The organism is Lactobacillus sp. W8174 (assembly GCF_016100975.1).
Classification (GTDB): domain Bacteria; phylum Bacillota; class Bacilli; order Lactobacillales; family Lactobacillaceae; genus Lactobacillus; species Lactobacillus juensis.
Genome location: NZ_JACFRN010000002.1, coordinates 104819 through 118950 on the forward strand (window position 1 = coordinate 104819; position 14132 = coordinate 118950).

Consider the following 14132-nt stretch of genomic DNA (forward strand, 5'->3'; position numbering starts at 1 on the left):
TTATGAGGTAAAACAATGTTGTGGATTATGGTTTTACTTCTTGTATTATTTGCTGGAATGGAATATGCAGGAAGAGAGCAACTGCAAGCTCTTAACAGAATTTTTGCGGGTGTAGCGGTTGCAATTATTGTTATACCCCCAGTTGCATCTTACTTGCTATTTAAGAATTTCACTGCTTTAAACAGTGTCAGCATTCTTCTTGGAGTAGTTCAGGTATGTGCACTAGCAGCAGTATATTTTATATTCAGAAAAGTTGCTTTGAACGATTAGTTATTAAAAGCATAAAATAATTTGTAATAAGAATTTTAACGTTAAAGTGCTTCTATTAAATAGATTTGTAATCTAATTATAAGAAGCATTTTTTCTATGATAAAAATAAAGCTATTTAACTTTGATAAAAATTAAAATAAGCCTTTTTAATACATGTATAGTAATAATGTGCTATTATCAAAGTGACAAAATAATAATCCAAATTTAAGAACAGGTGATAGCCATGATTCAGTGCAATAAAAAAATTAATTTACTACACAAATTAAGGAACATGTCTTTTTCGAGTTTACCTTGTAGCAAGATTAAAGAAATTAATGACATTGACTTAACAAAATTTAATGCAATTGGCTATATGGGGAGAAATTCTTCTTATTTATATTCTACTCATAATGGCGAAATATTATGCACAGGATCTGTTAAAACCCAATCTGCACCTCATGTAAAGCAAGTATTTGAAGATATTCAAGATTTTTTTACCCAAGCAGGTCATAAACTCCTTATTGTTGTAGAAGAGGATTACGTCTTAAAAGATATGCAAAAAGCAGACTTTGAAAATCAAAATACGATTCTCAATAGAATGAAAGAAAATGGCTGCAAAATTATTGGGGCAGCAGAATATCACAGCAGGTTTGGTTTTAAAGTTCCCAATAATACCCCGCCTCTAAATGAACAAGAAAAAAGAATTGTTTATTGCTTATATGACGGAAAATGTGCTTATTGTGGTAAAGATCTTTGTTTTACTGATAGTCAAATAGATCATATTGTTCCTAAAAAAGAGGGCGGCAATGATTATTATAAAAACTGGGCATTAGTTTGTGAGCCTTGCAACGAAAAAAAGTCTAATAGGATTTTTGGCGATCCTGAGGAATGTATCGGGGAGAAAGGAAAAAACTACATAAGAAGGTTAAGTGAGTGTTACCACTTTTATAAAGCAAAAATAGATAATGGTGAAAGATATAGCTTAGTTAGAGAACAAAAAAATTTTGGCTTTAGAAAATACTTTACCATTTATAAAAAAGTAGATGATAAATATGTAAATAGGGATAATAAAAACGGTGGTTATCAGTTCATTATAAATACAGTTAACAAAGATAATCTTGAGGAAATAAAAGAAAATGGGAACGAAATATCTGGAAAAGAAATAGAAAACGCGCTGGATCCTAAGGGAACGGATATATGTGGAACATCTAAGATAGATAATTGGCTGAGTTAAATTTGGAATTAATAAAATTTAAAGGAAATTTTTCTACTAATTAGAATAGCTTATCAATATATAGTTAAGGACTGGTTATCATTATGCAAATGATAGCCAGTCATTTTTATATGTTGCTTTTTTAATAAAATGAATTATTATTTGGTCAATATTGTAAATGAGGTGGCAATAATGACTAAGAAAGTAAAATTGGTTATATTTACATGTATTGTTGCCGTTTGTCTTTTTTTATTTTACTATTGGTCATCAAATGACTATGTACCTGACGTAGCACAGTACCAGGTTAATCACATAATAAGGAATCACGATACACGAGAAATTAACCAAGTAGCAACTAATAGAAAAACAGCGAAATTTTTACATTCTCTTAAAACAAGTGATCGCTGCCAGAAAATTAGCGAGTTTCAAGGTGGAACTAAAGAACGGGGCTATTATGTTGTAAGTATCAAAAATAAAGCTGTTGGGATTTATATGCAAAAAAAATCCAATTCGTTTTGGAATTGGAAATTAAAAAGTATCGCATGTTTTGATTGAGCTGTTGCAGTACTTTTTATTTACTACTTTTCCTGGAACCAATAGGTTAAAATAGGATAAAAAATAAGTATGCATCAATCTGTGGAATATACGAAGTTAGATTATTCCTATCAAAAATTAATACTAGAAGCGAAAATGCCAAAGCTGCTAAAATTAAGTATTTGCAAAACTTTTCTCCGCCATCCAGATTAGCTTTTTGAATAATTTTTACAGGGTGGGTGGTTTTAATGAAAATAGTGCCTAGCACTAATATTACACCAAAGAAAAAGTAAGTATATATAGCTATCTTATCTTTGTGATAATAAATAAAAAGAATACCAATTAAAAATTGTAAAATGCCCATTAAGAATAAGGCGATTTTCGGATTAAGTTTATACTTCAGCATCATTTGAACCTTTCAAATTAAATTTAATAAGGCTACGCAATAAAAAAATTAATCTTTTTACTGTATAGACTTAAATTTTATTTTATCATTAAATTATAATAATATTAAAACATTATTATAATATTTTATTAAAAACATTATGATGCTAAATTATTTTAAAAGGAGCAAAATAATGAGAATTAATGTATTACAACACACGCCAAACGAAGGCCCTGGTTCAATATATAGCCGAATAATAAAAAATTTGTATTAAGTTTATTTATTCTGTTCTAAAAGAGTGTTGTCTTGCAACACGTAATGTTTAAAGTTATTGTCTTTAAATATATGCTCATCGTAATGGTGTGCAATTTCCAACACAGTGCAGTTCAACCTGTTTATTACTTGTTGCACTTTTTTACCTGTTTCATTATCTAAAGCCGAGGTGGCCTCATCTACTAAAATAATCTTTTTACGGTAAATCAGTGCACGAGCAATTTCAATTCTTTGCTTTTGTCCACCTGACAGATTGGCGCCATTTTCACCATACTTTTTGTCTAAACAATTATCACCTAGTTCTGCTAATAACCCGACTGCTTTTAGTGCTTTCAAGCATTCTTCATCCGAAAACTCTTTACCTAGAGTCAGATTAAGACGCAAAGTGTCATTGAACATGAATGGACTCTGAGCAATATAAGCAAGTTCACCAGAACCAGCGATATTTTTAACTACTTGAGAACCATCTTGAAGAAAAATTTGTCCGCTTGTAGGTTTAATGAAGCCTTCTATTAAGTTGAAGATTGTTGATTTGCCTGCACCGGATTTACCAGTAATTAAAATTTTGGTTCTGAATGGAATTGTTAAACTTAAATTTGTCAAAATCACCTTTTTGTCATTGTAAGCAAAACTGACATCATCTATCTTGATGCTAGGAGAATTAAGGTGACTATTCTTGTTTTCTGCAAATTCAAGCGAATACAGTTTGAGACTTTTACGAATATTTTCTGTTGTCTTCATCTCATTTAGGCATTGTGCGGCATTTCTCAGGGGCCCAACGACACGGTCACTGGCTAAGAAAATGGCGATAATAGCTGCTGGTTCGGCCTGACCATTGATAACAAAAAACAAACCTGCACCAAGAGGAAGAATAAAACTCAATGCAGAAAGAATGGCGCTGAGAAAAATGGCCCAAGCTTGATAGTCATTCATCTTTTTGTAAGAATTTTCTGTTTGCTGCAAGTAGTTTTCTGTATCTGCAAACATTGTTTTTTCAGCTAAATAAGTTTTAATTGTGCGAATACCATTAAACAAGTCGGTTACTTTACCTAAATAAGTGCTGCTGCTTTTTTGCCAAGCTTCAGAGGAATCACTTAATACTTTGCCAAAAATTTTGGATGAAAGCATTGGCAGCAGTGAAAACAAAATGAATAAAATCCCAATTGCAAAATTAAGCCAAAGAATATAAAAGCTGGATATTACAGCCATCAAAATGGCGCCACACAATTCAAAAAAATTTTTAAAATAATTAGTTTCAATCAACTTGAAGTCATTAAAAATCTTTGAAACATTATCTGAAGCAACTGCTGCAAAGTCAGGGTTAACTATCTGACCGTAAACAAAACTGTCTTTTATTTTGATATTCATTAATTTGATTGCCTGATTGATCCAGATTTGCTTTAGGGTCATGGCGAAATAAACTAATCCCAGAGCCAGCAAACTGCTAATGATATACAACACTGCTTTTATAGCGGGTGTATGGCGGTTGAAAAGTGTCACATTTGAAACTACTGATGATAAAACCACGCCATCAAAAGAATAAATTATAGTTGCAATTAGAATTCCCAATAATAATGACTTAGGTAGTGTTTTAAAAAAAGTTTTGAAAGACATTGCATTCTCCTGGTACATTGGAATATAAAAAGCTTTAATTAAATTAAACTTCATTTTATCATTAAATTATATTAAATTATTATTTGAATATTTTAGTAAAAACACTGTGGTGCTAATTTATTTTAAAGGAGCAAAGTGATGAGAGTTAACGTTTTACAACACACGCCAAACGAAGGCCCCGGTTCAATTCAGGAATGGGCCGACCTGCATCAGCATGACTTTTATGTATATCATCCCTATCAGTTTGGTATTTTGCCTGAAGCTGCCACAACAGATTTACTAGTTATTTTGGGTGGTCCTATGAGTCCAAATGATGATCTGTCATGGATTAAGCAGGAACGGCAGTTAATTAAGCAGCTATTCCGGGAGAAAAAGCCAGTTTTAGGAGTATGCTTTGGCGCTCAACAAATTGTTAAAACTTTAGGCTATCAGGTTAAAAAGGCGTCGGTTAAAGAAGTAGGCTGGGGTCCAGTCAAATTGCAATCTCAACTAATAAACGACTTGCCTGAAAAATTGCAAGTATTGCATTGGCACGAAGAAATGTTTGAAATACCAGATGAAGCTGAGGTCTTATTTGCCAATGATAATTTACAAAATCAGGGTTTTGTCTTGGGAAAACAAGCTGTTGGTTTGCAGTTTCATTTAGAACCAGAAACAGATAATATCAAAGAAATTGTGGTCAACGACGCGCAATATCTATCCGGTTCGGTGTTGAAACAAACAGCTAAGCAAATTATTGAGCATCCTGTTCCTAAGGAAAATAAAAGGGCAATGTTTCGCATTTTAGATTATTTGACAGAATAAATAATTTAGATATAGAAAATTTGTTTTAAAGAGTGTCGCTTTATTTGTTCCCATAACTTTAATTGCTATACTACGAGAAACGAACTATCTGCTGGGGCAGACCTTACTTCAAAATTATAAACGGCAGATACCATGGCAGAGGCATGATTAGCATTTGGGGCGTGCATTAATAAGTATTGTAACTACTGAAATAACCTTCAAAATAAAAACCAAACCATTTTAGTGGCCTGGTGTATATGATTATAGGTAATTTTTCTAAAATCTGGTTAATATTTGAGATTGGTTTGTTATAATTTAATTAGCGTAGAAAAGTTAAAAGGACGGTAGCTGCCGCTTTCATGAAGGAAGTGAGGCCTATGAACAATTTTGATTCATACTTCAGTCTCCCAAAAGAAAGGAGCAGCAGTTGATGAGCACTGCCGAAGCGTTAAGTTTAATGCTTAACTTTGGCATGTTTATCTTGACCTTGTTAATGTTTATTGACAAGCATCATGATAAATAATCGCATCAAAAAACCGTCCTAGATACTAGCTGGGCGGTTTTAATGTAAAACTAATATAAGCGCAGCTACCGTCCTTTGTGGCGGCTCTACGTGAGGAAGGCTTATTGAGGTAAGTCTTCCTTTTTCTTACAACTGTATTTTAGCATGAATACCTTTATGGTGCAATTAAGTATTAGAGCAGAATTCATAGCGTAAAAGAATACAATGCATTTTAAATTTCAAAGCTAGCATTAATTTAACAATATGCAGTTAATTTTACGCACTAAGCAAAACTGCCTTGAACAGACATATCTTGCTCACACAAAAACCGTTTCGTTAGAAACGGTTTTTATTGACAAGCATCATGATAAATAATCGCATCAAAAACCCGTCCTAGATACTAGCTGGGCGGTTTTAATGTAAAACAAAAAATATTATAAGCGCAGTTACCGTCCTTTGTGGCGGCTCTACGTGAGGAAGACTTATGGCGTAAGTCTTCCTTTTTCTTACATATGTATTCTAGCATGGATACCTTTATGGTGCAATTAAGTATTATAGAGCAATATTAATAAAGACATTTTAAATTTTAAAGCTAGCATTAATTTAACAATATGCAGTTAATCTTACGCACTAAGCTAAAGTGCCTTGAACAATCATAGCTTGCTCACACAAAAACCGTTTCGCTAGAAACGGTTTTTATATGTCTTATTTAATTTTGCTTAAACACAGCTCTGTTTAATAAACAGCACCATCATAAAAGCCAAAGCGAGGCTTATTAAAATCAAAATCTTTTAATTCACTCACTTTAAGGGCAATGTCGCAAACGCCCCAGCTCATTAGATTAATTGGTTTGCCGTAGTCTTCATCAGGGATGACCAACACAATGTATTTACCTTGTGATAAAGCATAGCCCAGTTCCATACCAAGACCTACATCTTCTTCATCAGGTAGATATACTCCGATCATAACATCACTGGCTTTAATACCGGTTAAATCGCCACGGTAAGTTGCAGTTTCCCATTCACGATCACGCAGATATTCAGGATTTTCCTCAACGCTGATGTTTTTGTATTGATGATCCAAAGGAACATAACTGTTTTCCAGGTCAATGGTTGGGTTTTCTTCTAAAGCTTTCATTGCCTTTTTGTAAGCATCGTTTTGCTTATCGTTAAACCAACCGGCACCAAAATAAACAGTTTTTGTTTTAGTCATAAAATTTCTCCTTACCATTAAACCTAATTTAAATAAATTTCACGCAACTTACTGATTTCATCATCAGTTAATCTCATAATATCACGTAAGTAGTTTTCAACGCTACCATAATTTTTATTTATAGTTGTAAGTACAAAGTCAATGTATTCAGAATGCACAGTTTGCAAGTCTTTTAAGATGTTTAGGGTTGCGTCATTTGCTCCTTCATCTTTAGCTTTTTGTAAAAAATTATGAACAAAGTCTTTGGTGGCAACGTTTGTTAACAGATAATCTTTTTTGATTGTTTCAAAGGGCACACCAAGAACCGATAAAATTAATAATGCCGCAAAACCAGTCCGGTCTTTGCCAGCAGTACAATGAAAAATCACACTTTGATTTTCCTGGTCATTAGCCAGCAACACGTCAAAAAAGTGGCGATAGGCTCTTTGGGCAGACTCACTTTTAATCATGTCATCATAGGCTAAAAACATGTGGTCAAATCCAGCTTTAGGATCCTGATGCTTTTCGCTGAGAATCTCATCAATTCCCTTAGAAGATTCAGTCAAATCTTCGCTAAATACTGGATCAAAGCTATAAATAGCACCTTCAGGTATACGATCAGGTTCGCGGTCAACTTCGTCCTTGCTCCTAAAGTCAACAACGTATTTTACGCCATAATCTTGTAAAAACTTCAGATCAGTCTTATCAAGCGATGCCAAATTAGCGGTTCTAAGCAATTTGTGCATTTTGACGGTTTTGCCGCTACTAGTTTGATAGCCACCAAGCTCGCGAAAATTACGGCCACTTTTTACGCCAATTAATTGATTTTTTAGTTTTTGGGTCATGATACCTCCACCTTTACATTTGACGATTACACCTAATTTTAGCAATAAACAAGTATATAAACAATTATAAAAAAAGCCAAGAGTATATCGAAATTATGGTAAAATAAACAAAAGAACAATATATTTCAAAAGGGTGAGAACATGGAAACGAAAAAAGCTAGTATTTTAGTTCCAGTCGACGGTTCAGAGTCGGCAGAAAGATCCTTTGATAAAGCAGTTAAAATTGCAATGACGGAAAATGCCCACATTGATGTTTTAAGCGTAATTGATACCAGACAGTTTTTAGGTGAGATGCAAGATACGCTGATTACAGGCGACACCGTTTATCAGATGACGCAAGATTCGGAAAAATACCTCAAGAGTTTAAAGGAATGGGCTCATGACAATTTGGGTTTTGATGATATTGATTACCACATTCGTTATGGCAGCCCGAAAGCAATTATTTCCTATGACTTTATTAAAGACCATCATAATGATTTGATTATTATGGGTGCAACTGGTTTAAATGCAGTTGAAAGAATGTTGATGGGTTCTGTTACAGAATATGTTAATCAACATGCTTTGGCTGATGTTTTAATTGTCAGAACGGATATTGACAATAATCCAATTAAGCCAGGAAAGGACAACAAATAGGTTTCTAAAATAAAAGACATACGATAAATAATTCGTGTGTCTTTTTTGTGCAAAATAAGGAACCTTAAAAAATATTGTATTATTGATGTTCGTAAAATTAACTTTCATAATACAAAAGCAAAATAAAATCCGATATTTTATTGCGTTTTTGCGAATATTTATGGTATCATTTTCAATGAATGAACGTAATTATACTGTTTGGAAGGTTGAGGGCAATGAAAGTAAATGGAAAAATTTTTAATATCTTTTCCTATTTGTATACTTTTCAACTAGCTTCGTTAACCGTTCGTTTTTCTTTCAAAATATCTTCAAGGGCATGATATGACATAGTCATATTTTGCCTTTTTATTTGCTCAATTTTAGGAGGGTGCAATGGAAAATAGCAGTGGAAGTTAATTCAGGTCAATTTTATTTGAAAAGCTACATAAATGTATTGCCATTAATGTGACAACTAAGTTTATGCTCAAAAACAAGAAATATCGTAAGCATATATTGATTAGGAGTATAAAAAACAAATGACCAAAATTAAAAAGTTTCTGATAGCATGTTTTGCTTTGTTACTAACAGTCGGTGTGACAGCATGTTCCAATTCAAGTAAGAAGTCTAGTTCAAGTAGTAATACGCCAAAATCACTTAACGTTCAGTTTGTGCCCAGCGTAGCTGCCAATAAGTTGGAAGCACGGGCTAAGCCAATGGAAAAACTTTTGTCCAAGCGCCTTGGCATCCCAGTCCATGTTTCAATGTCAACTGACTACAATGGCTTAGTTGAAGCTATGAAGTCAAAGAAAGTTGATGTTGGTTTCTTGCCTTCAGACGCATACATTATGGCTCACAAGCAAAAAGCAGCTAACCTGCTTTTACAATCAGTTCGTTATGGTATTAAGCAACCAAATGGTGTTCAAACCAAAGAATTAGTTAATTCATACCGTGGTGAAATCCTGGTTAAGAAGGGTTCAAAAATTAAGAGCTGGAAGGACTTAAAAGGCAAGTCAATTTCTGTTCAAGACATCACTTCCGACTCTGGTTATGTATTCCCAGTTGCTGAATTAAAGCAAAAGGGATTAGATGTAACCAAGAGTTGCAAGACTGTATCTGTTAAGGGTGCCGATCAAGGTGTCTTAAACGTTTTAAACGGTGATACTGACGCTGCTTTCGTATTTGAAGATGCACGTAATAATGTTAAGAATGATGATCCAAAGATTATGAGCAAGGTAGTACCAATCTACTTCACCAAGCGTATTCCTAACGATACTATTTCAGTTATCCCAAGTTTGCCAAAATCCTTCCAGAAGAAATTGGCTAAAGCATTTATCGCTATCGGCAAGTCTAAAGAAGGTAAGAAGATTATTGAAAATGTTTATAACCAAGAAGGCTATACTTACGCAAAAGACAGTGACTACGACATTATTCGTCAATATAATAAAGTAATTGCTTCTACTAAGAAATAGTTTGCCCAATATTTTAAAAATCTAAAAAGGCTACATAATAGGAATTAAATAAACTTTCTTAAACAAAATAAGATTTATAGTCAATTCTCTTTTCTAAATAAAACATTTCTGCTATTATTTGATAGAATAAATACAGTATGGCGAAAGGAGAGTGAAGGTAATGCAAAAATATCAACGGCGCCTAGCGTTCATTGAAGTTTTTGCAAAAAAGCCTTTTCGTTCCTTTCAAAAAGGTATTGTTCGCTTTTTTAGTAAAAGTGTTATTGAAAGACTTAGTTTAATTCACGTTTGTGTTTTTGGCTAAAGTCTTTTTTTATGTCTGGGAGGGCATGATGAGAAAATTTAGAAAAATATTAGCTTGTGCTGCTGTTTTTTTAGTAGCATTAATGGCAGCTGCTTGCTCAAATAAGGAAAAGAGCAAAGATAGCGGCACGCCCAAATCATTGAACGTCCAATTCGTTCCTAGTCAGGCAGCAACTAAGTTGGAGTCTCGTGCAAAGCCACTGGAAAAGATGCTGTCAGACCGTTTAGGTATTCCAGTTCACGTTTCAATGTCTACCGACTATAACACCGTGGTAGAAGCAATGAAGTCTAAGAAAGTTGATGTAGGTTTTTTGCCGCCAAATGGTTACATTTTAGCTCATAAGCAAGGAGCAGCAGATGTGTTGCTGCAAGCACAAAGATATGGGGTTAAACAACCAAACGGACGTCCAACAAAGGAACTGGTTAACTTCTATCGTGCTGAGATTGTAGCTAAGAAAAATTCTAAAATTAAGAGTTGGAAAGATTTAAAAGGCAAGTCAATTTCTATTCAAAGCCCAACCTCTTCAGCCGGCTACGTTTTCCCGATTGCCGAGTTGAAGGAAAAAGGTCTTGATGTACGCAAGAGTTGCAAATTAGTCACTGTGACTGGTCAGGATCAAGCTGTTTTGAATGTCCTCAATGGTGACACAGATGCCGCATTTGTATTTGAAGATGCACGGACAATTGTGAAAGATGACAATCCTAAAATCATGAGTCAAGTAGTACCAATTTACTTTACTAAACCTATTCCAAACGATACTATTTCCGTTGTTCCCAGCATGTCTGATTCATTCAGAAAGAAGCTGGCCAAGGCATTTATCGATATTGGCAAGTCTAAGAAGGGTAAAAAAGTCATCGAGAGTATTTACACCCATGAAGGATACGTTCACACTAAAGACAGTGATTTTAACGTTGTGCGTAAATATGAAAAAGTTATTGAATCGACCAAAAAATAGGGAATACAAAGGAAGTATATAATGGCAGATTCTGCAGTTAAGCCAATAATCGAATTAAAAAACGTTAAAAAAGTTTATGGCAAAGATGTTGTTGGTTTAAAAGACGTCAATTTAACTATCAATAAAGGTGAATTTGTCGTTATTGTTGGTCTATCTGGCGCCGGCAAATCAACGCTTTTGCGGTCGATTAACCGTTTAATTGATATTACCGAGGGTGATATTTTAATTAATGGTGAATCTATTACTAAGGCCAAAGGTAAAAAGTTAAGAACTTTGCGTCGTCATATTGGGATGATTTTCCAAAGCTTTAACTTGGTAAAGCGCTCAAGTGTGATGCGTAACGTTTTAACTGGCAGAGTTGGATATTATCCCACTTGGAAGTCCACTCTCAACCTTTTTACTAAAGAAGATAAACAACGCGCCTATGATGCTTTGCAACAAGTTGATCTTGAAGACAAAGTATACTCTCGGGCTGATGAATTGTCCGGTGGACAGCAGCAACGGGTAGCGATTGCGCGTGTCTTGACCCAAAACCCGGATATTATTCTGGCAGATGAGCCAACGGCTTCACTTGACCCGCAGACTTCACGCCGGGTGATGAAAGACTTGCAGATGCTTAATGAAAAGCATGGCATGACTGTTGTCATTAACCTGCACAGCGTGCAACTGGCACAGGAATTTGGCAAGCGGGTCATTGGCGTTCGTGCTGGTGAAATTATCTATGACGGCAAGATGTCTGATACTCCAGCAACAACGTTTGATCAGATCTATTCCGGTGGTGATCAAGATGAGTAGCACAGAGCAAGAAAAGCTGAAGGCTTTGCCTAAGAAAAAGTTTAAAATCTTAAATTTGCTTTGGGTACTGCTTTTTATTGCTGGATTATTCATTTCTACTAATGAAACCAAAACTGACTTAGGCGCCTTGTTTGCCAACTTTGGGCAGTTTGCCGACATTTTCTTGCAAATGCTGCATCCTGACTGGTCTTATCTGGGTACAGTAGTACCACTTTTGCTGGAAACTATTAAGATGGCGATCTTGGGTACAGCAATCGGTTCTGTAATTGCTTTTATTTACTCTTTGCTTATTGCTCGCAATATTGTGAAAAACAAAGCACTTACGGGGATATTGCGGATCATTATGAATATCATCAGAACAGTTCCCGACCTGCTTTTAGGTGCTATCTTCGTAGCTATTGTCGGTATAGGGCCAGTAGCCGGTGTCTTAGCCCTGGCTATCTGTACGTTCGGGATTGTGGTCAAACTGTTTTACGAAGCAATTGAAACTATTGATCCGGGTCCAATTGAAGCCTTGACTGCTGTTGGTGCTAATAAGCTGCAAATCATTGTCTTTGCGGTTTTGCCTCAGGTTATTACCTATTTTATTTCCTATTGCTTGTATGCATTTGAAATTAACGTGCGTGCTTCAACCGTTTTAGGTTATATCGGTGCCGGTGGTATTGGTTTGTATCTGCAACAGACACTGCAAATCTTTGATTATCCTAAGACGGGTACAATTATTATCGTGATCATTATAGTAGTGGTACTAATTGATTATGTTTCATCTAAATCACGGGAGGCGTTGATGCAATAATGGATACAAGTATGAAAAAATTGCCTCCTAGGCCCATAGATGTTAAAAAACGTGTTTTGCACTGGCTCATAGCAATTGTTACCGCAGTTTTAATTATTTGGTCATGCACAGGAATCGATTTTGGCGGAATCAAAGAAACAGCCGGACAAATTGCCGGTGCGATCTTTTCTGGCATTTTTCATCCTGATTGGTCTTATGTCTATAACGGCTCAGGTGAAGACCTGCTGTCGCAATTATGGGAAACTGTCTGCATTGCCTTTTTAGGAACATTCATTTCTGCCATTATTTCACTGCCCTTTGCTTTTTGGGCCGCAAATACTAAACACAAGCACTGGTATGTCTCACGGTCAGGCAAGATTGTGCTGGCAGTAATCAGATCATTTCCAGAAATTGTTTTAGCCTTAATGTTTATTAAAGCTGTCGGACCAGGTTCTGCTGCCGGTGTTTTGGCACTAGGCTTTCACTCAGTGGGGATGCTGGCCAAGCTCTTTTCTGAAGCAATTGAAAACCTGGAGGATGGTCCTAACGAAGCAGTTACAGCTGTTGGTGGTTCAAAGACAAATATTATTATGTTTTCTACTTTGCCTAATTTAATGCCGGCTTTAATTTCAAACACGTTATACCGGTTTGATGTTTCGATTCGGTCTGCTTCTATCTTAGGTTTAGTTGGAGCCGGTGGTATTGGTTACCCGTTAATCATTGCGTTGCAGTACCGTCAATGGAACCGAGTTGGTATCATTTTACTCGGTATCATCATTATGGTTGTGATCATTGACTGGATTTCGGGCTGGATCCGTAAAAAATTAGTCTAAAAACGAAAATATCTGAATATAGTGAATCAAGTATGTAAATTTCAGCTTGATTCACTTTTTTTAGCCGTGATATTTAAAGGGACAATTTTCTAAATGATCATTGATTAGGCCAACGCTCTGCAGGAATGAATATAGAATTACAGGACCAACAAAAGTAAAACCGTCTTGTTTCATCTGCCTTGCTAGTTTTTGGGCAATCTTGTTTGTTGTTGGTACTTCATCACTTGTCTGAGGATGATGAATAATAGGAGTGGGAATAAATTTTTGTAAATAATGGGCAAAATTGCCGTATTTAGCGTCAATAATTAATAATGCGCGTGCGTTGGTGATTGCAGCGGCTATTTTTCTTTGATTGCGAATGATTCCTTTGTCTTGCAATAAGAGCGCCTGATCCTGTTCAGTCATTTGTGCAACTTCTGCGGGAATAAAATTGCAAAAAGCCTGCCGAAAATTTTGCCGTTTATGCAAAACTGTAGACCAACTAAGACCAGACTGAAACAGTTCCAGCACCAGCATTTCAAATAAATAGCGTTCATCTAAGTTTAATTTACCCCATTCATGATCATGGTAATCCTTAAGTAAGGAATCATCGTGGTCACTCCAAGGACAGCGAGTAATATTGTTCATGTCTTATTCTCCTTAAATATATATTAACGTTCATAAATAAATACGCCAAAAGATTTTTATTCTTTTAAAAACAATTTGGTCAGTTGTTGGTTGGAATTTTTTAATTGTTTTCTTTTTCCTAAAATATCAGAAACTTTTCCTTCAAAAAGTGCAATGGCTGTTTTTTTGGTATA

Annotated in this window: 17 protein-coding genes; 12 read left to right on the forward strand and 5 right to left on the reverse strand. The window is 35.1% G+C overall.

The genetic code is table 11. From position 1 onward, the window contains the following. The first annotated feature begins 15 nt into the window (after positions 1-15). The 3 genes from H3U49_RS03510 (at position 16) to H3U49_RS03520 (ending at position 2017) form a co-directional block, all read left to right on the forward strand. Positions 16-270, forward strand: a complete 255-nt coding sequence (locus H3U49_RS03510; protein WP_198179720.1) for a hypothetical protein — start codon at positions 16-18, stop codon at positions 268-270. Positions 271-493: 223 nt separating this feature from the next. Continuing rightward, positions 494-1483 carry an HNH endonuclease gene (locus H3U49_RS03515; RefSeq protein WP_198179722.1) on the forward strand — a complete coding sequence of 330 codons (990 nt, stop codon included), beginning with the start codon at positions 494-496 and terminating at the stop codon, positions 1481-1483. A 171-nt stretch (positions 1484-1654) separates the two neighbouring features. Continuing rightward, positions 1655-2017, forward strand: coding sequence for a hypothetical protein (locus H3U49_RS03520; RefSeq protein ID WP_198179724.1), 363 nt, complete (start codon positions 1655-1657; stop codon positions 2015-2017). 46 nt (positions 2018-2063) lie between these two features. Here H3U49_RS03520 and H3U49_RS03525 read toward each other — a convergent pair whose 3' ends face one another. Together H3U49_RS03525 and H3U49_RS03530 are read right to left on the reverse strand one after the other, a co-directional pair. Continuing rightward, on the reverse strand, positions 2064-2405 hold the full coding sequence (locus H3U49_RS03525; RefSeq protein ID WP_198179726.1) for a hypothetical protein: 342 nt from the start codon (positions 2403-2405) through the stop codon (positions 2064-2066). Between the two features lie 252 nt (positions 2406-2657). After that, complete coding sequence (locus tag H3U49_RS03530) at positions 2658-4268, reverse strand: ABC transporter ATP-binding protein (RefSeq protein ID WP_198179728.1); 1611 nt, start codon at positions 4266-4268, stop codon at positions 2658-2660. Positions 4269-4406: 138 nt separating this feature from the next. Here H3U49_RS03530 and H3U49_RS03535 point away from each other — a divergent pair, with 138 nt between their 5' ends. Further along, positions 4407-5072, forward strand: coding sequence for a type 1 glutamine amidotransferase (locus H3U49_RS03535; protein WP_198179730.1), 666 nt, complete (start codon positions 4407-4409; stop codon positions 5070-5072). A gap of 409 nt (positions 5073-5481) precedes the next feature. After that, entirely contained in the window at positions 5482-5574 is a 93-nt protein-coding gene (locus H3U49_RS03540; protein WP_081945322.1) for a putative holin-like toxin, read from the forward strand. Positions 5575-6288: 714 nt separating this feature from the next. On the opposite strand, the gene H3U49_RS03545 is transcribed toward H3U49_RS03540, so the two are convergent. After that, entirely contained in the window at positions 6289-6765 is a 477-nt protein-coding gene (locus tag H3U49_RS03545; RefSeq protein WP_109586793.1) for a nucleoside 2-deoxyribosyltransferase, read from the reverse strand. 23 nt (positions 6766-6788) lie between these two features. Continuing rightward, positions 6789-7589: a tyrosine-protein phosphatase gene (locus tag H3U49_RS03550; RefSeq protein ID WP_198179732.1), complete on the reverse strand. Its 801-nt coding sequence runs from the start codon at positions 7587-7589 to the stop codon at positions 6789-6791. 141 nt (positions 7590-7730) lie between these two features. Here H3U49_RS03550 and H3U49_RS03555 point away from each other — a divergent pair, with 141 nt between their 5' ends. From H3U49_RS03555 to phnE (H3U49_RS03585), 7 genes are all read left to right on the forward strand, one after another. Continuing rightward, the gene (locus H3U49_RS03555; RefSeq protein WP_198179734.1) at positions 7731-8222 is read left to right on the forward strand and encodes a universal stress protein; all 492 of its coding nucleotides are present in this window, start codon (positions 7731-7733) and stop codon (positions 8220-8222) included. Positions 8223-8737: 515 nt separating this feature from the next. Beyond that, positions 8738-9670 carry a phosphate/phosphite/phosphonate ABC transporter substrate-binding protein gene (locus tag H3U49_RS03560; RefSeq protein ID WP_198179736.1) on the forward strand — a complete coding sequence of 311 codons (933 nt, stop codon included), beginning with the start codon at positions 8738-8740 and terminating at the stop codon, positions 9668-9670. 160 nt (positions 9671-9830) lie between these two features. After that, a complete protein-coding gene (locus H3U49_RS03565; protein WP_198179738.1) occupies positions 9831-9974 on the forward strand; it encodes a hypothetical protein in 144 nt (47 codons plus the stop codon). Between the two features lie 28 nt (positions 9975-10002). Beyond that, a complete protein-coding gene (locus H3U49_RS03570; protein ID WP_198179740.1) occupies positions 10003-10929 on the forward strand; it encodes a phosphate/phosphite/phosphonate ABC transporter substrate-binding protein in 927 nt (308 codons plus the stop codon). 21 nt (positions 10930-10950) lie between these two features. Next, positions 10951-11724, forward strand: a complete 774-nt coding sequence (phnC, locus tag H3U49_RS03575) for a phosphonate ABC transporter ATP-binding protein (protein ID WP_198179742.1) — start codon at positions 10951-10953, stop codon at positions 11722-11724. After that, positions 11717-12520: a phosphonate ABC transporter, permease protein PhnE gene (phnE, locus tag H3U49_RS03580; protein WP_198179744.1), complete on the forward strand. Its 804-nt coding sequence runs from the start codon at positions 11717-11719 to the stop codon at positions 12518-12520. Before phnC ends, phnE (H3U49_RS03580) begins: the two co-directional genes overlap by 8 nt. After that, the gene (gene phnE, locus H3U49_RS03585; protein ID WP_198179746.1) at positions 12520-13332 is read left to right on the forward strand and encodes a phosphonate ABC transporter, permease protein PhnE; all 813 of its coding nucleotides are present in this window, start codon (positions 12520-12522) and stop codon (positions 13330-13332) included. Before phnE (H3U49_RS03580) ends, phnE (H3U49_RS03585) begins: the two co-directional genes overlap by 1 nt. A gap of 60 nt (positions 13333-13392) precedes the next feature. Here the strand turns inward: phnE (H3U49_RS03585) and H3U49_RS03590 are convergent, their stop codons facing one another. Then, positions 13393-13959 carry a DNA-3-methyladenine glycosylase I gene (locus tag H3U49_RS03590; RefSeq protein ID WP_198179748.1) on the reverse strand — a complete coding sequence of 189 codons (567 nt, stop codon included), beginning with the start codon at positions 13957-13959 and terminating at the stop codon, positions 13393-13395. Between the last annotated feature and the right edge of the window lie 173 nt (positions 13960-14132).